This is a genomic window from Actinomyces oris (assembly GCF_001937445.1).
GTDB lineage: Bacteria > Actinomycetota > Actinomycetes > Actinomycetales > Actinomycetaceae > Actinomyces > Actinomyces acetigenes.
This window is the reverse complement of the sequence record NZ_MSKS01000027.1, coordinates 23,509-43,255: the sequence shown is the minus strand read 5'-3', so window position 1 is coordinate 43,255 and position 19,747 is coordinate 23,509. Positions and strand designations below refer to the sequence as shown.

Here is a 19,747-nt window from a genome sequence, read left to right as displayed (position 1 = left end):
ACCAGGAGAACCAGGAACCCGCGTAGCAACCACAGCAGCCAGCCCGGGCAACCCAACCGGCACCGCACTCATCGACCCACCCCCAGGCCACACCCCGTCCGACACGGACATCTGGAGCGTTCTTGTAGAAATCAGGGAACACCCCAGAAGTTAACCGGACGATCAGCAAACTCACAAGGACCAACGACCCCTCACGGACATGGCTCCCAGTTGAGCCGCGTCCCGCGAAGGCGACGGTGGACGAGTGGGCTCAGAACAGCGCCGGCAGGACGCCCTCGACGTCGTCCCCCAGCTCGGCCAGGTCCAGGACGAGGGGACGCCCGGCACCGCCGTCGGAGAGCAGATCACTGCCGGCCACGACGAGCAGGTCGCCACCGGTGGTCCCCAGGCGCGCCACGGCGACGTCCTCGGCCTCGGCGGCCGCGGTGACGGCGGGCACGAGCCCCTCGCGCACGGCGACGATGGCGCGGGCCCCGGACTCGGAGAACAGGGCGGTGAAGTCGTCCACGCCCTCCTCCTGGATAGCGGTCAGGTCCACGCTGGCACCGACGCCGCAGCGCAAGCAGGAGTCCGCGAGGGTCTGGATGAGGCCGCCGGTCGAGCAGTCGTGGGCGGCGCGCACCAGAGGCTCGCCGTCGGGCCCCTCCGCCTCGCTCAGGGCCAGCAGCACCCGCCCGAGCGCCATCTCCGCCTCGAGGTCGACGCGCGGGGGCAGCCCGCCGAGGTGGTCGTGGACCACGCGGGACCAGGCCGAGCCGTCGAGCTCGTCGGCGGTGGTGCCCAGGGCCATGATGGCCAGGCCCTCCTCGTGCCAGCCCGAGGGGTTGGCGCGGCGCACGTCGTCCATGACGCCCAGGACGCCGACGACGGGCGTGGGGTTGATCGAGGAGTCGATCTGCCCCTTGACCTTGCCATGGGAGTTGTAGAGGGAGACGTTGCCGCCGGTGACCGGCACCCCCATGACGGCGCAGGCGTCGGCCAGGCCGGTGATGGCCTCGACGAGCTGCCACATGGCGTCGGGATCCTCCGGCGAGCCGAAGTTCAGGCAGTCGGTGACGGCCAGGGGCCGGGCGCCCACGGTGCACACGTTGCGGTAGGACTCGGCCAGGGCCTGGGCGGCGCCGGTGGCCGGGTCGAGCTTGGTGAAGCGGCCGTTGGCATCGGTGGAGATGGCCACGCCGCGGCCGGTGGCCTCATCAACGCGGATGACGCCGGCGTCGTCGGGCTGGCACAGGGCGGTGTCGCCGCGCACGAAACGGTCGTACTGGTTGGTCACCCAGGCGACGGAGGCCTGGTTGGGGCTGGTGACGACGGCGCGCACCTGCTCGGCCAGCTCGGTGGCGGACTCGGGGCGGGCCAGGCGCTCAGTGGTGTCGGCGTTGAGCGCGTCCTGCCAGGCGGGGCGGGCGTAGGGGCGCTCGTAGGTGGGGCCCTCGTGGGCCACGGTGCGCGGGTCGACGTCGACGATCCGCTCCCCGAAGTGGTCGATGGTCAGGCGGCCCGAGCCGTTGACCTCGCCGATGACGGCGGCCTCGACGTCCCACTTGTCGATGACGGCCATGAACTCCTCGAGCTTGTCGGGCGCGACGACGGCCATCATGCGCTCCTGGGACTCGCTCATGAGGATCTCCCCGGCGGTCAGGGTGGGGTCGCGCAGGAGCACCTTCTCCAGGTCCACGTGCATGCCGCCGTCACCGTTGGAGGCCAGCTCGGAGGTGGCGCAGGAGATGCCGGCGGCGCCCAGGTCCTGGATACCGAGCACGAGCCCGGCGCCGAACAGGTCCAGGCAGCACTCGATGAGGACCTTCTCCATGAAGGGGTCGCCCACCTGGACGCTGGGGCGCTTGGCGGGCATGCCGTCCTCGAAGGACTCCGAGGCCAGGATGGAGGCCCCACCGATGCCGTCGCCGCCGGTGCGGGCCCCGAAGAGCACCACCTTGTTGCCGGCGCCGGTGGCGTTGGCCAGGTGGATGTCCTCGTGGCGCAGCACGCCCACGCACAGGGCGTTGACCAGTGGGTTCTCCTGGTATGAGGAGTCGAACTCGGTCTCGCCGCCGATGTTGGGCAGGCCCAGGGAGTTGCCGTAGGTGCCCACGCCGGCCACGACGCCGTGGACGACGCGTGCGGTGTCGGGGTGGTCGACGGCGCCGAAGCGCAGCTGGTCCATGACGGCCACGGGCCGCGCCCCCATGGAGATGATGTCGCGCACGATGCCGCCCACGCCGGTGGCGGCCCCCTGGTAGGGCTCGACATAGCTGGGGTGGTTGTGGGACTCGACCTTGTAGGTCACGGCCCAGCCGTCACCGATGTCGACGACGCCGGCGTTCTCACCCATGCCGACCAGGAGGTGCTCGCGCATCTCGGGGGTGGTCTTGGCGCCGAACTGGCGCAGGTGGATCTTGGAGGACTTGTAGGAGCAGTGCTCGGACCACATGACCGAGTACATGGCCAGCTCGGCGTTGGTGGGGCGGCGCCCCAGCAGCCCGCGGATGGACTCGTACTCGTCGGTCTTGAGGCCCAGCTCCTTCCAGGGCATCTCCCGCTCGGGCGTCGCGGCGGCGTCGGCGACGGTGTCGGGGTGGGCGGCTGGGATCACGGGCTCGGACGCCATGGGGGCTCCTGGTTGAAGAGGGAGTGCGGCCGAGCCAAGCCTACCCGCGCCCCCGCAGCACCTCACACCACGACCCTCGCGGGATCGCACTCCGCACACCCTCCGCTCCCGCCGAGAACACCGCGTTCGCCCGATCAGGGCGCTGCGGAAGCCCGCCAGAAGAATGCCGAAACGGCAACAAGACGCCACGCCCAGGCTCAAAGTGCTGCGCCTCACAGGATTTCGGGGGAAGATCATGGCATGAGAGACATCGACGTCGCCCCGCTGCCCCTGTCGCACTTGGAGAGCCACCTGGACGAGGTAGCCGTCAAACGACTGCACACGAGCCTGACGGGCGCCGAGGCCCTGCTGGAGGGGCACACCGTGTGGACGGTCACGCCGTCGGCCGCCGCCGGCTCGGGACCGGCGGAGACGGTCGCGCCCCTCGTGGGCTACTCCCTGGGAGCCGGCCTTAACGTGCGCTGGCTGACTCTGGACGCCCCTGAGGAGTTCACCCGGATCGCGACGCGCCTGCACGCCGGCATCCACGGGGACCACGGCGACGGCGGCAAGCTCGGGGACAAGCAGCGCGACATCTACGAGCACGTTCTGGCCTCCAACGCGGAGAACATCGTCGAGGAGGTCCGCCCCGACGACATCGTCATCCTTCACGACCCGCCCACGGCGGGCCTGGCCAAGGCCCTCAAGACGGCGGGCGCCACCGTCATCTGGCGCTGCCACGCCGGGGCCGAGGGCGCGGGCGAGGCCGCTGACTACGCCTGGGCCTTCCTGGACCGCTACCTGGAGGACGTGGACCTCGTCATCGTCTCCCGCCCCGAGTACCGCCCGCCCTACATCGAGGCCGAGCGCTGCGCGGTCCTGGCCCCCTCCATCGACGCCGACTCCCCCAAGAACCGGGTCCTGGACCTGGACGAGGCCTGGTCGGTGGCGCGCCTGTCGGGGATCTTCGCCGGCGAGCCGCCCTTCGAGGCCGTGCCCTTCATGCGTTATGACGGACGCGCCGACGCCTTCCGCGGCCTGCCCGAGGACCCGGTCCTGGCCGGCGACCCTGTACCGCTGGGCGCCCGGGTCATCACCCAGGTCAACCGCTGGGACCGACTCAAGGGCGGCCTGGAGCTGGTGGAGGCCTTCGCCGATAACATCGCCGTGCTGCCCGAGGACGCCCATCTGCTGCTGGTCGGCCCGACCCCGGACGGGCGCGAGTCGCAGGCCACCCTCACCCAGATCGTGGAGCGCTGCTCGGTGCTGCCGGAATCGGTTGCCTCGCGAATCCACGTGGCCGCTGTGAGCATGGAGGACCGTGAGGTCAACGCCACCGTCGTCAACGCCGTCCAGCGAGTCAGCTCGGTGGTCACCCAGCGCTCCCTCATCGAGGCCTTCGGGCTGACGGTGGCCGAGGCGATGTGGAAGAAGGCCCCGGTGGTCGCCTCCGCGGTAGGCGGCATCCGCGATCAGATCGACGACGGCGTCGACGGCGTCCTGGTTGACCCGGCTGACGGCGCCGCCTGGGCCGAGGCCGTGCGCGACCTGCTGCTCTTCCCCGAGCGGGCACAGGAGATGGGGCTGGCCGCCCACGAGTCCGTGCGCCGGGAGTTCCTGTCCAACCGGCACCTGCAGGACCTCCTGCAGATCGTGGCCGACCTGGTGGGCTGACGAGCCGACGAAAAACGCCTGGCGGGGGTGTCGGTGTCCATGGTGCTGCTCCCCATGCTGCGCGTGGACGACCCCGTGTCGCCGAGGAGGAGTCGGCCGCGGAGGCCGCCGTCGCGTTCGTACCTTATGCCTCGCGTTCGGGGGTTCAGGGTACGAACTCGCGACCTACCCTACGAACGCGCGGCGCTCGACGTCGATATGACGCTGCGGGTACAGACTGACGGGAGACGACGCCATGGCAGCCATGACACCCAAACAGCACCACCTCATTCAGCGCATCCGCGCGCTGGTCGACGACGAACCGGACGTGCGCGAGGTCCCCATGTTCGGAGGTCGGGCGATCATGGTCAACGACAAGATGATCGTCAGCGCCGGAAAGGCCGGGGACCTCCTGGTGCGTGTTGCCGCCGACCGCCACGAGACGCTCCTGAGCGAGCCGGGCGCCGAGCAGGCCCAGATGGGGGCCGGGCGAGTCATGAGGCCCGGCTGGATCACCGTCGCCCCCGAGGCCATCGCCGACGACGACCGCCTCGCCTTCTGGATCGACGTCGCCATGCGCCACAACCGCGCCGTCACCGGCGGGCAATCGGTAGGCAAGAAATCCCGGAGGGCATGAGGGGTCCTCCAAGGACCGCCGTCAGGCCTCTTGGGGCCCGGCCCGACGAGCACATCTGGAGGCACCTCCGCGACCAGTGAGTGGCTGACAGCCGCGCGTTGGTGAGCCGGCCCAGGGGCTTCATCACACCCTGAGCGGAGTTATCCACAGGTCGTGTCCACAGGCTTGTGCAGGGGTGTGTGGGTTCGTGGAATGTCGCCACTCCCCCTGTGCACAAGACCCGTTCGAGACCTCCAACCCGGGTGAGCGATCATGCTGGAGGCTTCCCACAAACACTCCCGCACACCTTGGGGCATCATCGCTATAGACAGAGTTTTGGCTGGAAAGACAGGGAAACTAGCCGATCAGTCGGGTCCTGTCCCCGGGATTCCAACAGCCACGACCCCGGCGACGGCGACAGCACACTCTTCATCGTCGTGCAACTCGAACAAGACCGCTCCGAGGAGGTCCGGGCAAGGAGTCACCCCGCCCTCTCCACAGTTCCACACAGGCCCGACACGGATCTGTGGATAACTCGGAGGAGCGGGGTGTTCTGGTTCTCGCCCCCTGATGACCGTCAGAAGCGGCGCTGCCGGAGCGAGCCCGGCGACCTCAGACGGACAGCAGCGAGTCGATGGCGGAGCGGAAGACTCCCAGGCCGTCGGTCCCGGTGCGCGGGCCGGCCTGTGAGCCGGGACCGAAACCGGGCTCCACGGCGTGCTCGGGGTGGGGCATGAGTCCGACGACGTTGCCGCGCTCATTGCGCACGCCGGCAATGTCGCGGGCCGAGCCGTTGGGGTTGCCCACGTAGCGGAAGACGACGAGTCCCTCCCCCTCGAGGCGGTCGAGCTCCTCGGGGGAGGCGATGAAGTTACCCTCGCCGTTCTTCATGGGGACGACGATCTCCTCCCCCTCCGCGTACCGATTGGTCCAGGCGGTCTGCGTGTTCTCCACGCGCAGGCGCTGCTCGACGCAGATGAAGCGCTGGTTCGCGTTGCGCAGGAGGGCGCCGGGCAGGAGGTGGGCCTCAGCGAGGATCTGGAAGCCGTTGCAGATGCCGAGCACCGGCATGCCGCGCTCGGCGGCGGCCACGACCTCCTCCATGACGGGGGCGAAGCGGGCGATGGCGCCGCAGCGAAGGTAGTCGCCGTAGGAGAAGCCTCCGGGCACGACGACGGCATCGACCCCGCGCAGGTCGGCGTCCTTGTGCCACAGGCTCACCGCCTCGGCCCCGGCCAGGCGCACGGCGCGGGCGGCGTCGACGTCGTCGAGGGTCCCGGGGAAGGTGATGACGCCGATACGGGCGGCGGGGGAGCTGTTGGGCGACTCACTCACGGCTCAGGCCTCCTCGTCGGCGGCGACGGAGACGACGTCCTCGATGATCGGGTTGGACAGGAGGGTGTCGGCGGCCTCGCGGGCGGCGGCCAGGTGCTCCTCGGTGACGGGACCGTCCACGGTCAGCTCGAAGCGGCGGCCCTGACGCACACCGGTGAACTGCTCGAATCCGAGGCGGGGAAGGCTTCCGACCACCGCCTTGCCCTGGGGGTCAAGAATCTCGGGCTTGGGCATGACCTCGACGACGATGCGTCCCATGGGTGCTCCTCGGATAAGGCGGGATGAGTGCGCAGCCCAAGACTACCCGCATGCAGCCCGGGACAGTGACCTGGCGGGCCCGCGCGGGCTCAGACCTGGCCGAGCCACTCGCCGGCCAGCCGGATCGCCAGGACTCCGCCCAGGGTCAGGGCGGCGGTGGCGATGAGCCAGGCGGAGCCCAGGATGAGGGCGACGACGGCGCAGACCACGGCGCTGGCGAGCATGAACCCGCCCACGGCGCCGGCGACACCGGCGGGGGCGTGGATGGACTGGTCGACGGTGGAGGTCCCCATGACCGGCGTGGGGCCGGAGTCCACGGTGGGGGCCGTCTCGTCGCCGCGCTCGGAGGTGCCCAGCAGGAGCGGTCCGCGAGCGCGGGCCACCAGCCGGGCGGGGTCGTGGACCTTGACGGACCCGGTGGTCAGACCGGCGGCGGCGTCGAGCACGCCGGGCTTCCAGCGCTCGGCCTCGCGGCGCACCGGGGTGCCTCCGGCCCAGGCGAGGTAGCCGGCGGCGGCCACCAGCCCGGCCCCGCCGAGGACCGCGACGAGCCACGGCGGGATCCACGGGTGGCCGGCTTCGGCGTTGCGGGCCAGGTTCATGGCCGAGGCGGTGGCCAGGACCAGCCCCAGCAGGGCGAAGGCCACGCCGGCCAGGCGCTGGCGGCGCACGGCTGCCGGCCACGGGGAGCGGGTCCGGGCGCTGGAGCTCTTGGCTCGTCCGCGCCCCACGCCCCAGTCGGTGCCCGAGGAGGGGCGGCGGGGGCCGCGCCCCTTGGCGGGGCCGTGTCCCACACCCCAGTCGGTGCCTCCCTGGGCCTGGATCTCCTCGGCGTCCAGGGCGTTGGTGGCCGCTTCCCAGGCGCTGGACTCGGCCAGGATGCCGGCGTCGTCCTCCTCGCCCTCGGGCGGCTGGGCCGCTGGGCTCGTGGGCGCAGCGGGAGCAGTGGACGCAGCACTGGGGCGCGTCTGGTAGCCGCGGCCGCGGGCGGAGGGGGTTCCCACGCCGGGGGCTTGCGCTGCGGTCGCGGCCGGCGCTGCTGGCGCGGCCGGTGCTGCGGTCGCCGGCGGCGGTGCGGAGGCCACAGAAGCCGTTGAGGCGCCGCTGGGCACGGCCTCGGGCCTGCCCTGGGAGATGGTGAAGACGCGGGTGGTGGTGGCTCCTGTCTGGGGCGCGCTTCCCGGTCCCTCGACGGCGGTGGGGCGCACGACGGGCCGTGGTGAGCGACCGTCGGCGCTGACGGCGGCGGCCCGCTCCTGCTGGGGGGTCGGGGAGCCGGGGGCGCCGGCGGCACTGCCGGCGCTGGCGGGGAGCGGGTCCGGGGTACCCGTCGGGTCGGGCTCACCGTGGCCCCCGGGGGTGTCGAAGGGGCGGCTGTCAACGTGCAGGGTGGCCGGGGAGGCGGGCGAGCCGGCGGACAGGGCGGAGTCGGCCCAGCCGGCGTCGTCGTCGGTCACGTCGGCCAGGTCAATGGCGATGGCGGCGTCGACGGCGTCAGCGGTTCCTGAGGCGATGGCCTGGGCCGCGGCCGAGCGCAGGTCCTCTTCCGTCATGACCGCCGCGTCACCCGTGCCGCCCGCCTCGCGGGCGCCGGCGGAGCCGTCGACCGAGCCGGCGCCGGAGGCCGCGGAGCCTCCCGAGGTGGACGAGGCAGCCGAGCCGGTGGGGGCGGGGTTGTTGCCGGAGCGGACGACCTCAAGCAGGCCACTGCCGCCGGGCCGGGTGGAGGCGCTCTTCGGTCGTGGGGTCCGTTTGGGCATGATGCCCCAGTTGACGGGCCCCTGCTCGTTGTCGGGACGTCGGTCACGAGGGGTCATGAGATCACCTGTCCCAGGATGGAGGCGAGCCCCAGGGCCACGAGCACGAAGCCGGTGGCGCCGAGCAGGAGCTGGCCGACACGGATGAGGGTCTCGCCGGTGGAGGTCCCGGCCAGGCGCTCGTCGGCCGCACGCCCGAATGACGTCGCGGCCAGTGCGGTGGTGACGGGGCCCGAGACCACGTCGAGGGTGGTCAGCTCACGCCGACCTGTCGACTCAGGCACGAGCACCTTGGTTCCCGGCACGGTGAGCGTTGCCAGATCGGTGCCGGGCAGGCGTGCGCCGTCGGCCCCTGGGCCCCGCTGCGAGGACGGGGAGCCCTTGGCCCCCTTGCCGCTTCCCCCCTTCTTGGAGGACTCGCTGAGCTGCCGGGCCTGGGCCGCGCGGACCCGGTTGCGCTCCAGGCGCAGGCGGGGGGCGTTGACCACCAGGGAGCGTGCGGAGAGCCTTAAGGAGGCGAGCATGCCCAGCCCCACCAGGACCAGGGCGATACCGCCCAGGATGCGGGAGGTCTCGTCCGCCCCGAGGGCGGAGGTGATGGCGGCCGACAGCGCCAGCACGATCGTCAGGACGATGAGGCCGACCAGGACGTAGAAGCCCGGCCCCGGTTTGAAGGCGCGGGCGGTGCTCCCGGTATCGGGGAGGTCCGACGTGGGTGAGGTCGTGGTCATGACAGCTCCAGGGGGTGGCCGGTCAGCCGCTCGTAGGCCTCGAGGTAGCGGGCTCGGGTCCGTTCGACGACGTCGTCGGGCAGGGCGGGGGGCTCCTGGCCGCCGTCCCGGTCCCAGCCGGAGGCCGGGGAGGTGAGCCAGTCGCGCACGTACTGCTTGTCGAAGGAGGGGGTGACCCGGCCGGGCTCCCAGGCGTCGGCGGGCCAGAAGCGGGAGGAGTCGGGGGTGAGGACCTCGTCGCCCAGGATCAGCTCGCCGTCGGCGTCGGTGCCGAGCTCGAACTTGGTGTCGGCCAGGATGATGCCGCGGTCCCGGGCGATCTCGGCGGCCCGGGAGTAGAGGGCCAGGGTGGTCTCGCGCAGGGCGGTGGCGGGCCCCTCCCCCACCATCTGGATGACGCGCTCGAAGGTGACGTTCTCGTCGTGCTCCCCGAGCTCGGCCTTGGCGGCGGGGGTGAAGATCGGCTCGGGCAGGCGGGAGGCCTCGGTCAGTCCCTCGGGCAGGGCGACGCCGCACACGGAGCGGCCCTGGCGGTACTCGACCAGGCCGGAGCCGGTGAGGTAGCCGCGGGCCACGCACTCCACCGGGTACATCTCCAGCCGCCGGCAGATCATGGCGCGTCCGGCGACCTGGGCGGGGACGTCGAGGGAGACGAGGTGGCTCGGGACGACGTCGGCGAGCCGCTCGAACCACCAGGCGCTCAGGGCGGTGAGGACCTTGCCCTTGTCCGGGATCGGGGTGGCCAGGATGTGGTCGTAGGCGCTGATGCGGTCCGAGGCGACCACGAGGAGCACGTCCTGCCCGCCCCACGGGCCGTCGGAGGTGGGGGCGTAGACGTCCCGGACCTTGCCGCTGGAGCGGTGCGCCCACCCGGGGACGGCGGGGGGCCGGGAGCCGGCTGCTGAGGCACTGGGACCAACTGAGGCGGAGCTCGCGGACTGAGTCATACCCCCATCCTGCCATCGGCGGGCACCCTGTGTCCGATTCCGGGCCGCTGCGTCGCCCGCAGGGCTCACCACTGGATGCCCGCCCGCTTGCCGCGCCATGACGCCCATTCATCCGGGCCGGCCCGTCGGTGGGAGCCGGGGCGCGACCGGAGCAAATCCCACCGACGGGATGGGAACGGATCTCTCCTCCCGCCCCTTCCGAGCAGTCAGGCAGTGGACTGATGTGGGTCAACACCGGTGCCGGAATCCGCCCCTCACCATCCGGCGAAGGGTCGCAGTACTCCCTCAGGAAAGAGACGAGCGGTGTGCGTTTGGTCTCGGAAGAAGTGCGTGCGTCACGCGCGCCGCCTCCGCGGCCGGGTATGGCGGCGCGGCCTTCCGGAGGGTTCAGCGCACGGCGAGACGCGCGCCGTGGTCGCGACGGTCAGGAGGCTCTACTCAGCTACTCGGCCCCGTCGGCGCTGGCAGCACTACCGACGCTGCCGACGCTGCCAACGCTGCTAACTCTGCCTTCACTGGCCGCTTGGGCGATGTCGGTGCGGTACTGGGCACCCTCAAGGTTGATGCGCTCGACGGCCTCGTAGGCGCGTTCCCGCGCCGCCTCGAGGGTTGCCCCCAGGGCGACGACGGACAGGACCCGCCCGCCGACGGCGACCAGCTCCCCGCGCTCGGTGGTGCCAGTGCCGGCGTGCAGCACGTGGACGTCGTCGAGCTCCTCGGCGGCCTCGATCCCGGTGATGGTGCCGCCGGTGGTGACGGTCCCGGGGTAGCCGGGGGCGGCGATGACGACGTCGACGGCGCTCTGCTCGGACCAGGTGGGCTCGGGGGCCTCGGCAAGGCGGCCGGTGGCGGCGGCATGGAGCAGCTCGGGCAGGGAGGAGGTCAGACGGGCCAGGACGGCCTGAGTCTCGGGGTCGCCGAAGCGGACGTTGAACTCGACGACGCGCAGGCCGCGGCTGGTCAGGGCCAGGCCACAGTAGAGCAGACCGATGAAGCTGGTGCCGCGGCGGGCCATCTCGTCGACGACGGGTTGGGCGACCTCGCGCACCACCTGCTCGGTGAGGTCCGCCGGGGCCCAGGACAGGGGCGAGTAGGCGCCCATGCCGCCAGTGTTGGGGCCGGCGTCGTCGTTGAGGAGCCGCTTGAAGTCCTGGGCGGGGGCCAGGGGGCGGACGGTGGCGCCGTCGCACACGCAGAACACGGAGGCCTCGGGGCCGTCGAGGTAGTCCTCAACGACGACGCGACCGCTGCCGCGGGTCAGGCAGGCGCGTCCGTGGGCCAGGGCGACGGGGCGCTCGTCGGTGACGACGACGCCCTTGCCGGCGGCCAGGCCGTCCTCCTTGACGACGTAGGGGGCCCCGAAGCGGTCCAGGGCGGCGGTCAGCTCGGCCTCGGTGGTGCACACGGCCGCCTCGGCAGTGGGGACGCCCGCGGCGGTCATGATCTCCTTGGCGTAGGCCTTCGAGCCCTCCAGGCGGGCGGCCTCCGCGCTGGGACCGAAGCAGGGGATCCCAGCGTCGCGCACGGCGTCGGCGACACCGGCGACCAGGGGCGCCTCGGGGCCGACGACGACGAGGTCGGCCTTCATCTGCGTGGCCAGGGCCACGACTTCCTCGGGGACGCTGGGGTCGATGTTGAGGTTCGTGGCAATGGCCGCCGTGCCGGGGTTCCCAGGGGCGACGACGAGCTCAGCGGTCTGCGGATCACGGGCGAGGGCACGGGCCAGGGCGTGCTCGCGCGCGCCGGAGCCGAGGAGCAGGATCTTCACGGCGACAGCCTAGATGATGGAGGCCATAACCACGCCCGGAACTGCGGGGACTGTACGTTCGGCAGGGCATATATGTCCGGCGGTGAGGACTGGTGGAGCGGTCTCCTCGGATCGGCTGCGCCTCAATCCCGGATCGATCAGTTCTCCAGGACGTAGCGCGGGAGTGCGTCGAGGTAGGGACCGAGGTCGTCCTTGAAGGTCGGGGAGGTGATGATGTCCGGCCATGGCAGAGGCACGCGGTTGAGCTGGTGGTCGATGAACTCGACGACGTTCTGCGTCTGCCGGACGATGACGGCGAGGTTGTCGAGGCTGACGACATGGGCCTGCCCGATGCACTCGTTCCTCATCCTGCCCTCCGCGTCACACGTCCGCAGGTAGAACCCCTCGGCGATGAGATGGTCGGTCAGGTGAACGGAGTGGTGGAGGCTCGAGCCGGTGTCATCCGCCGGGGGCGCATCGGCCCACAGGAGGCTGTTGGCATCGTCGGGCAGCCACGGTTCCCTGACGTCGATGCACCCGGTATCGAGGAGGTCCGCAGTGTCGTCGCGCAGGGGGATGTGGAGGCGGTTCACCAGATCCTCGCCGGCGGGGTATGACCGTCGGTTGAGCAGCTGCTCCAGGACGCGGTGTCGGCAGGCCCTGGCGGCTTCCTCATCGGCGAGGCAGAAGATGACGACGTCAAGGTTTCCCAGCGGGATCGGCTCCCGGTGCACCCGAGAGTGGTGGTCGAGGTCGGCCAGAGCGTTCCCGATCCTCAGGTTGAGGGAGTCCACCTCGGCGCGTCCCCGCATCCCTGCGGGGACGGCCACGGAGACGATGACGCCGTCCCGGTCACAAGGCACCAGGGTGGGCTGCCTGCAGGCCTCGAGGAGTCGCCGCGCCGGAGCGACGCCGTAGGACGGTTGTCCACTCCACCCGGTGCCGACGGCGCGCGGGTCGTCGGTGACGAAGGTGTGGCGAACCCGGCAGGCTGCGGGTGCCACATGGGCCAGGAGAGCGTCGGCGACGTCGAGGTTCCGCGGTCCCCGAATGCGCAGGTCGCCCAGCGTCAGCGCATTGGCGCCGATGTAGGCAGCCAGGTCCTGAGGCCAGACCGGCCTGGGAGTGGGCGCCGGTTCGGCCGGTACCGTCAGGCCCGGTGCGGCGAGGAGCCCACCGAGTCGGTCCCAGGCTGCCAGGACAGCTCGGCTCCGCCCCTCGATCATGACGGTGGTTGAGATGGTCCCCACGTCCACTGAGACCAGGGGCGGGGGAGACTGGGCGTCCCTGACGTTGATGGAGCGTTGAAGATCCGCTTTCAGCGCCGCCGAAAGCAGAGCCAGCGTGCCGATCCGCGACGGCCCCTCGTCGACGAGGCCGTAGTCGAGGGTCATACCGACCCTCAGGTGATCGGGACCTTGCGGGCCTGGATTCAGGATCCTCCAGTCATGTCCCGCATGGGTCACCCACTCGCTGTTATCCAATGCTTCCCCTACTCTGCCCACTGGTTCTCGCAGAAGTCCGACGCATGAGTCCAGTGGACGTCGAATGCGGTCAGCCTAAATGCTTGGGCCACTGCTCAGAAGCCCAGGGCCAGGCACTTTCCATGGGGAGACCGGCCCTGATGAATCCGCGAGATGACGCATATGCTGGGGTGAGTCGTTCGGCAGGGCAACAGACGGAGGACAGACGTGAACAGCACCGTGAACCTCGAGGTGGAGATGTCCAACCGCGTGGCCTCGCTGATGGGCACCACCCTGACCGGGGCGGACGTGCACCGCTTCCTGCTCGACGCCGCCGACATCCTGGGCACCGAGTCCTTCGCCGTCTACGGCCCGGACCTCTTCTTCCGCTGGCGGGTCGGGGAGCGGGTCGTCGAGATCGAGCCGGACTATCGCCCGTTGAGAGACGAGTACGAGCTGACTGTCAACTCCTACAACCCCGCCTACCCCATCGATACCGACGAGTTTCAGAGCTTCAAGTGGGGCGAGGCCGAGGACTATCCATACTTATGGACGGTAGAACTTGGACGGGAGCCGGTCAGTGACTGGGGCCCCGGAGAGGCCTACGTCGTCAACTGGGAGATGTTCGAGGAGACCACGGCGAAGACTCTCGGCGGCCTTCCCGACAACCTGGCTCTCATGCCGCCGCAGTGGCGCCGTCCCTTCACCCTTCGCTGGGACATGGGCGCCGCGGGCCTGGGGCTCGTCTCCTTCGCCGGCACGGTCGAGGGCCTCACGGTCACCGTCGAGTCCACCGGGGAAGAGGTCCTCATCCCCCGCAACCTCCTCGGCAGCGAACGAAGCCAGATCAGTATGCGCGACGTCGTCGCCGGCCTGGCCGGTGGGCGCCCTCTCATGGACATCCGCTTCGCCGGCTCCGAGGGCTTCGGCGACTATGGTCTCATCGCCGCCAGCCCCAGCGGAGACGAGAACGATATGGAAAGGGACGATATCGAGTTCCTCCTGGAGGATCGGGGGAAGGACTCGCCCAGGCCAGCAATGACGATGGACGAGCTTCGCAGGCTGGCCGCCTCCACGCCCGCCCCCACCGGTCCCGACCGGCCACCGGTGAACTGGCAGGTCGTACCGATGCGGATCGGACTGTCCATCCCCCAGATCCTCTCCGTCGTCGAGCAGGTCCTCGACGGCGCCGCCATCACGAGCGTCCTCAAGCGGCTCGGCGGCCGCCCGGGCATCAGGTTGGACCGCCCCATTCTGCGCGGAGACGGCTGGCTCGCGGAGAAATCGCGATTCTCCGGCACCTGGGGCATCGAGGTGGTCACTAAGCCTGAGGGGGATGAGGAGGAGCGGCTGCGCTTCGACGACCGCCACGTGGCCGACTACACCTGGCGAATCGCCCAGGCCCTGGAGCAGCGCTATGGGTTCCCCTACGGGATACGCACCACGAACGACGGGTTCCTCATGCGCCTGTTCCAGGTCGGGGACCACGGAGTCGAGGTGACCAGCGGATTCAGCAAGGTTGAGGTTGAGATCGACTCCTTCCGGACACTGCTGGAGAACTCGTACGGACGCTACTGAGTCACCCAGCCGCCTTCCGCCCCCAGTGTGAGGAGCGATGCTTCGGTAGGCTCAAGCCGCTTTCGGGGAGGGGAGTCCCTGGAGGGCGATGTGTCGGGAGGCCCGGGTGGAAGTCGATCAGTCCCCTGCCAGGAGGGCGCTCGCGGCTGGAGCCGGCACGCCGGCTGCCCCCGCCCCCGGTGCTGAGGCGGCCGCGGAGCTCAACGCGGTGACGATCCGCCGGCTCGGGGCCGTCCATCTCCCGCCGACCGCCGGCGGGCCGGCGCCGTCGCGCTCCGCTTCAACGCAGGGTGCGGAGCCCGCGCCGCAGCGGGGCAGCGACGCGGGTGTCGAGGCGGCCCTGAGCACGCTGCGCGCCCTGGGCTACCGGCTCTCCGACCCCGCCCGGGAGGCCCTCACCCGCCCCGAGCAAGCCTGGGCGCTGGTCAATGCCGCCGCCCGCCTCACCTCCGGCTCCCCGGCCGCCGACTACCGGCCCTTCTACCCCGACTTCCCCGTCCAGGTGCGCAGCGCCTCCGAGGCCACGCTGCTGGTCAATGCCGCCCTGCACTACCTGGGCGACGTCGTCGGGGTCCGGATCCTGGCGGACTACCGGCCCAGCCCCCGCGAGCCCCTGCCGGGAGACGACAGCGCCCTCACCGAGCTGGGCCTGGCCACGGCGCAAGACCTGGAGCGGATCGTGGCCGACCTCGCCGCCCAGGCGACTCCCTTCAGCGCCCAGGACCGCGTGGACCTGATGGCCCTGCGCGACTTCGGCCCCGAGCGGGCACCGCACGTGGCGGTCAAGGAGAACCTCGCCGTCCTCACCGTCACCTTCCCCGACCTGGACTTCTCCGCCTCCTACCACACCGTCACCGACGTGCTGCGCCTGGCGGTCGCCATGGCGGGCGGCGATGTCTCCCTGGCCGAACCGTGCCGGTTCCCCTCCTTCTCCCGCACCCATCGGCGTCGGCTGCTGGGACTGCTCGACGCCGTCGGGCAGGTCCAGGACGGCCGGGACTGCGCCGAGGAGATAGCTCGGCGCTGCGAGCGGTGGAAGCGCCTGGCCCGTCACCTGCGCCCCGGCGACTACGCCCGCCGCTTCCCGCGAGCCGCCGCGCTGCTGCACCAGGTCGCCTCCGGTGGCGCTGAAGCGGGTTTCACCTCCCGCCTGGAGGAGGCTCTGGCGCGCCGCGACGTTGAGGGAGCCCTTCGTCTGCTGGCCGCCCGCCCCGGGGTCTTCGCCCGCCGACTCAACCACCTGCTGCGGCTGTGCGCCGATGACGCCGCCCGCGAGCGCGTGGTCGCCGAGTTCGCCCGGGTCGCGCCCGAGGTCTCTCTTCCGGTCCTGGTGCGCCTGTGGGAGTACTTCTCCTCCCCCGGGCCAGACACCCTGCCGTGGCGGGTCGTTGCCATCAAGGCGGCCGCGGGCACCAAGACGACGCTCATCCCCTCCACCCGCCGCCCCGGCCCCGTCGACGCGGAGGTGGTTCGCGTCGTCGAGGAGGCCCTGAGCCGGCGGGCGCACCTGGGGCGGATCGCCGTCGACCAGGGGCTTTATGAGGGTTACACGGCCCCGCTGGGTCTGCGCTCGGCCTCGCCGGGCCTGCGCACGGCGGGGCGCGGTACCCGTCTGCCGCTGCCCGAGGGCGAGACGATCCGCTTCTTCCTGCACTGGCACGACCTGCCCGAGCACCCACCCGAGACCCCGGAGCCTGCCGGACCTGTTGCCGAGGATGGCCGAGGGACCCGCGTGGACCTGGACCTGTCGGCCTTCTTCGTCTCCGAGGACCTCGCACGCACCGAGCAGATCGCCTACTACAACCTGCGCTCGACGGCGGCCGTGCACTCCGGCGACCTCACCTCGGCGCCCGACGGGGCGGCCGAGTTCATCGACGTCACCCTGGCCGAGGCGCTGCACCAGGGGTGGCGCTATGTCGTCATGACGGTCCACTCCTTCTCCCACCACCGGCTCAGCGAGGTGCCCGAGTGCTGGACGGGGGCGATGGCCCGCGGCACGGACCTGCAGCGCGGGGAGGTCTTCGAGGCCTCCACTGTCATGCAGCGCCTCGATCTGGTCTCTCCCACGTTCAACGCGACGCCTTTCGTCATTGACCTCGCCGAGCGCCGCCTCATCTGGTGGGACCTGCCCGTGGGGGTGGGTGAGCACCAGGTGGCGAACCTGGATCGCAGCAGCAACCGGGTCCTGGCGCACCTGCTCGACCTGCTGGAGGGGCGGCGCATGCCGTTGGTGCACCTGCTGGGGCTCCTGGCCGACGTCGTCGTCGAGGACCCCGATGAGGCCGAGCTGGTCTTCGGTGAGGGCGGGATCCTGCCGTGGCAGACCGAGCGGATTCTGGCGCTGCTGGGCCCCGCGGAGGTCACGGTGGAGGCGGCCTTCGACGCGGGCCAGGGCACCGAGGGTCGGCAGGCGGAGTAACCTGAGCCGTGTCCGGCCATGAGGGTGCTTCCTTCTGCCTTCACATTTCTCCCAGCGCCTTCGCTTCCCGGACGCAGTCGGGCGGGCCCACCGGTGGCCCCGCCCGACTGGTGCGTGAGGATCAGAACGTGGTGAGCGACCAGCGCGCACCGTGCGGGTCCGGCCGCCCTGGTCGCGACGGCGGGGCTGGTCATCCCATCCGAACCGCTCTAGAACTTGCATCACCTAATGACGATTCTGGTGCAGGAGGTATCGTGCGAACCACTGTGACACTCAGTGATGACCTCATTGCCAACGCGCAGGAGCTCACAGGCATCACTGAGCGCACCGAGCTGCTGCGGGCCGGTCTGGAGACCTTGGTCAGAGTGGAGAGTGCACGTCGCCTTGCGGCTCTCGGCGGCTCTGATCGGAAGGCGAGCGCCGCTCCGCGCTGCCGAAGAGTGCGGAGTCTCCTTCGTCGAGGGCCCAACGGCTGAGGGACGGAAATAGGCCGCTTCGCAGAAAACCTGACTTGCTACGCTACAACGGCAGTTGAAGCACAGCCAGAAAACGGATCGATGTCGACTCCCCAGAATCAGCCCCCGTATCAGCCGCCATACCAGCCCCCGTATCAGGCTGTACCCCCTTACGGGCAGCAGCGTCCCCGCCAGACGCACGTCGGAAAGTTGGTCATGGCGATCATCCTGTTCGTCATCGGCCCAGTGATGGGGCTGTTCATCGGGGGCATCGGGTCGGCCATCGTCGCCGCCAGCATCGCCACCAGTGGTGACGTCATCACTAACGGACAGCAGGTCAGCCTGAGCAGCAATGACGAGCGCGCCCTGTACGTGTCGAACGCCGCCACCGTCAACAGCTGCACCGTCCTTGCCCCTGACGGCAAGGAGGTCCCCACCTCCCGTAGCGGCGGGACGCATGTCTCCAACAACGACGGCGATTTCAGCTCGGTTCTCACATTCAAAGCCGACAAGGCGGGAGACTACCGGGTCTCATGCGAGGGCCTGGACAACACCGACGCGATCCTCGTAGGCCCCACCTTCACGTTCAGCAAGTTCACGGTGCCCCTCATCGCTGGCCTGGCCGCCGGGGCGATCTGCTGGATCCTTGCCATCATCCTGCTGATCTGGCGCCACCGGGCCCTGGCCGCACAGAATCAAGCGGGCTGACCCCGGCGAGGAACCGCTAAGCCGATCCCGCGTTCAAGGATCTCGCGCTCCTCCTGCATGCCGGCATTCCCAAGGGGGACATAACGACCGGTCTCCCGGGTCGCGCCATGGGCGACCCCCCAGAGCCAGATCGCCTCACACCTGGCGACCAGCTGCTCCTGTCTGCGCTGAAAGCTCCCCCACGTGACACCGGCACCATCCAGGGCCAGGTGCCTGCCGTTGCCATAGACGACGAAGATCCGGTCCCCAGCAACGAACAGTCCGGAGCGGGACTCCGGCCAGACGCACGAGCGTCTTCCCACGCGAATCCCCTGCTCGTCCACGACGACTCGCTGAAAGCACTCGTAGATCTTGTAGAGCGGATACGCCATGGTCACCGGACCGAGCAGAAGGAAGAGTAACGCGAAGGCGATATCCGATCCGCTGAGCGGCTCCGTCTCGAAGAACAGCTGCTGACCACCGATCACCAGGAACAGCACCCCCATGCCGATGAGGAAGAGCCCGCCGTTGCACAGGTGCTCCTTGATTCTGCGCCAGAGCGGAGTACGGAACACCAGACGGCTGCGCTGCAGCATCTTCTCCGCCCCGTGCCGTACCCTGGCCGCCACGAGATGTGGGTCCTCGCTGACAGCGACCTCCTCCGAAATACCCCACCCCCGCGCGTAGATGTAGTACTGCAAGTCCCCCACAGCCGCAGAGGCACGGTCCTCAGAGCTCCCCCATGTCATCCCGATGACGCACCCGGGAAGCCGGATGGCATCGTCGTCGCCGTTCTCGATGGCGATCCGAGTCCGCTCAATGAACCCGCTGTGCGCCGCGTCCTCAGTCAGATTGAGCGTGGACAGCGTGAACCTCGAGCCCACCGACTCCCAGGGGCGCCGCTCGGTGAACAGCAGGCGGCGCATGGTGATGCCGTTCTTGCTCAACACCGTCCGACGCCTCAGGGTATTGATCGCCCAGACCACCGGAATGCCGAACATGATCGCCCCGATCATGGCGTCCTTGACTTCATACTCGGTGATGTAGGGGCTCATCAGCGGCAGCACGTTGTAGATCATGGCGGGCACCCCCACCACGAGCGCCACCAACGCACAGCAGCGGATCATCACCGAGCGTCGCAGGAGCAGGCGCCCATCAGACGTCTCCGTCGCCCACCACCGCATCGACTTCCCCAGCGTCTCATCGAACAGGTTCCCCCGACCGCCACCGCGGTCGTTGTCCCGCCATTCCATGCTCCGCCCTTTCCACGCCGCTGCAGGTCACCGGCACGTTGGGAAAGCGATCCACGCTCCCACCATCGGCCCTTCGTCACTGTAGAAGCGACCGCGGCGCCAATTCGCATTCTCCGATGAGCATCGTTCACCATCCCGTCTGCGACGTCGCCCCGCGAGGACGCCCCACACGATCCGAGGACTGTGCCCCCGGCGCTCAGCTCTCGGGCCTGAGAGTGCGTTCTCGACGCCGACACTGCGCACAGCCGCCACTGAGCC

15 protein-coding genes are annotated in these 19,747 nt (G+C 70.3%); 6 read left to right on the top strand and 9 right to left on the bottom strand.

All coding sequences use genetic code 11. The annotated features are described in order from the left end of the window. Positions 1 to 250: 250 nt before the first annotated feature. Positions 251 to 2,611 (bottom strand): phosphoribosylformylglycinamidine synthase subunit PurL, encoded by a 2,361-nt coding sequence (gene purL / locus BKH20_RS08800; protein WP_075390743.1) that lies wholly within the window; start codon positions 2,609 to 2,611, stop codon positions 251 to 253. A 240-nt stretch (positions 2,612 to 2,851) separates the two neighbouring features. On the opposite strand from purL, the gene BKH20_RS08795 reads away from it, so the two are divergent. Both BKH20_RS08795 and BKH20_RS08790 read left to right on the top strand, forming a co-directional pair. Then, positions 2,852 to 4,264: a glycosyltransferase gene (locus tag BKH20_RS08795; RefSeq protein ID WP_075390742.1), complete on the top strand. Its 1,413-nt coding sequence runs from the start codon at positions 2,852 to 2,854 to the stop codon at positions 4,262 to 4,264. A 235-nt stretch (positions 4,265 to 4,499) separates the two neighbouring features. Next, positions 4,500 to 4,880 carry a TfoX/Sxy family protein gene (locus tag BKH20_RS08790; protein WP_075390741.1) on the top strand — a complete coding sequence of 127 codons (381 nt, stop codon included), beginning with the start codon at positions 4,500 to 4,502 and terminating at the stop codon, positions 4,878 to 4,880. A gap of 591 nt (positions 4,881 to 5,471) precedes the next feature. On the opposite strand, the gene purQ is transcribed toward BKH20_RS08790, so the two are convergent. The 7 genes from purQ to BKH20_RS08755 form a co-directional block, all read right to left on the bottom strand. Further along, positions 5,472 to 6,194 (bottom strand): phosphoribosylformylglycinamidine synthase subunit PurQ, encoded by a 723-nt coding sequence (gene purQ / locus BKH20_RS08785; RefSeq protein ID WP_075390740.1) that lies wholly within the window; start codon positions 6,192 to 6,194, stop codon positions 5,472 to 5,474. A 3-nt stretch (positions 6,195 to 6,197) separates the two neighbouring features. Beyond that, entirely contained in the window at positions 6,198 to 6,452 is a 255-nt protein-coding gene (gene purS, locus BKH20_RS08780) for a phosphoribosylformylglycinamidine synthase subunit PurS (RefSeq protein WP_003787688.1), read from the bottom strand. 89 nt (positions 6,453 to 6,541) lie between these two features. After that, positions 6,542 to 8,269 (bottom strand): hypothetical protein, encoded by a 1,728-nt coding sequence (locus tag BKH20_RS14260; protein ID WP_075390739.1) that lies wholly within the window; start codon positions 8,267 to 8,269, stop codon positions 6,542 to 6,544. After that, positions 8,266 to 8,940: a hypothetical protein gene (locus BKH20_RS08770; protein WP_075371470.1), complete on the bottom strand. Its 675-nt coding sequence runs from the start codon at positions 8,938 to 8,940 to the stop codon at positions 8,266 to 8,268. The genes BKH20_RS14260 and BKH20_RS08770 overlap by 4 nt, the downstream gene beginning before the upstream one ends. Then, positions 8,937 to 9,887, bottom strand: a complete 951-nt coding sequence (locus BKH20_RS08765; RefSeq protein WP_075390738.1) for a phosphoribosylaminoimidazolesuccinocarboxamide synthase — start codon at positions 9,885 to 9,887, stop codon at positions 8,937 to 8,939. The genes BKH20_RS08770 and BKH20_RS08765 overlap by 4 nt, the downstream gene beginning before the upstream one ends. 442 nt (positions 9,888 to 10,329) lie before the next feature. Then, a complete protein-coding gene (gene purD, locus BKH20_RS08760; RefSeq protein ID WP_075390737.1) occupies positions 10,330 to 11,655 on the bottom strand; it encodes a phosphoribosylamine--glycine ligase in 1,326 nt (441 codons plus the stop codon). Between the two features lie 137 nt (positions 11,656 to 11,792). Next, positions 11,793 to 13,028: a hypothetical protein gene (locus BKH20_RS08755; RefSeq protein ID WP_075390736.1), complete on the bottom strand. Its 1,236-nt coding sequence runs from the start codon at positions 13,026 to 13,028 to the stop codon at positions 11,793 to 11,795. Between the two features lie 297 nt (positions 13,029 to 13,325). On the opposite strand from BKH20_RS08755, the gene BKH20_RS08750 reads away from it, so the two are divergent. From BKH20_RS08750 to BKH20_RS08735, 4 genes are all read left to right on the top strand, one after another. Further along, entirely contained in the window at positions 13,326 to 14,675 is a 1,350-nt protein-coding gene (locus BKH20_RS08750; protein ID WP_075390735.1) for a hypothetical protein, read from the top strand. A 106-nt stretch (positions 14,676 to 14,781) separates the two neighbouring features. Then, positions 14,782 to 17,094, top strand: coding sequence for a TerD family protein (locus BKH20_RS08745; protein WP_075390734.1), 2,313 nt, complete (start codon positions 14,782 to 14,784; stop codon positions 17,092 to 17,094). A gap of 8 nt (positions 17,095 to 17,102) precedes the next feature. Next, positions 17,103 to 17,570 carry a type II toxin-antitoxin system VapB family antitoxin gene (locus tag BKH20_RS14955; RefSeq protein ID WP_346477255.1) on the top strand — a complete coding sequence of 156 codons (468 nt, stop codon included), beginning with the start codon at positions 17,103 to 17,105 and terminating at the stop codon, positions 17,568 to 17,570. 195 nt (positions 17,571 to 17,765) lie between these two features. After that, positions 17,766 to 18,257 carry a hypothetical protein gene (locus tag BKH20_RS08735; RefSeq protein ID WP_256277253.1) on the top strand — a complete coding sequence of 164 codons (492 nt, stop codon included), beginning with the start codon at positions 17,766 to 17,768 and terminating at the stop codon, positions 18,255 to 18,257. Here the strand turns inward: BKH20_RS08735 and BKH20_RS08730 are convergent. After that, the gene (locus BKH20_RS08730) at positions 18,245 to 19,489 is read right to left on the bottom strand and encodes a hypothetical protein (protein WP_075390732.1); all 1,245 of its coding nucleotides are present in this window, start codon (positions 19,487 to 19,489) and stop codon (positions 18,245 to 18,247) included. The two genes, BKH20_RS08735 and BKH20_RS08730, sit on opposite strands and share 13 nt — an antisense overlap. Positions 19,490 to 19,747: the final 258 nt, after the last annotated feature.

Bases quoted from the DNA above. Each gene is read 5' to 3' on its own strand.
- purL (WP_075390743.1), bottom strand. From the start codon at position 2,611: ATGGCGTCCGAGCCCGTGATCCCAGCCGCCCACCCCGACACCGTCGCC.
- BKH20_RS08795 (WP_075390742.1), top strand. From the start codon at position 2,852: ATGAGAGACATCGACGTCGCCCCGCTGCCCCTGTCGCACTTGGAGAGC.
- BKH20_RS08790 (WP_075390741.1), top strand. From the start codon at position 4,500: ATGGCAGCCATGACACCCAAACAGCACCACCTCATTCAGCGCATCCGC.
- purS (WP_003787688.1), bottom strand. From the start codon at position 6,452: ATGGGACGCATCGTCGTCGAGGTCATGCCCAAGCCCGAGATTCTTGAC.
- BKH20_RS14260 (WP_075390739.1), bottom strand. From the start codon at position 8,269: ATGACCCCTCGTGACCGACGTCCCGACAACGAGCAGGGGCCCGTCAAC.
- BKH20_RS08770 (WP_075371470.1), bottom strand. From the start codon at position 8,940: ATGACCACGACCTCACCCACGTCGGACCTCCCCGATACCGGGAGCACC.
- BKH20_RS08765 (WP_075390738.1), bottom strand. From the start codon at position 9,887: ATGACTCAGTCCGCGAGCTCCGCCTCAGTTGGTCCCAGTGCCTCAGCA.
- BKH20_RS08755 (WP_075390736.1), bottom strand. From the start codon at position 13,028: ATGACCCTCGACTACGGCCTCGTCGACGAGGGGCCGTCGCGGATCGGC.
- BKH20_RS08735 (WP_256277253.1), top strand. From the start codon at position 17,766: ATGGCGATCATCCTGTTCGTCATCGGCCCAGTGATGGGGCTGTTCATC.
- BKH20_RS08730 (WP_075390732.1), bottom strand. From the start codon at position 19,489: ATGGAATGGCGGGACAACGACCGCGGTGGCGGTCGGGGGAACCTGTTC.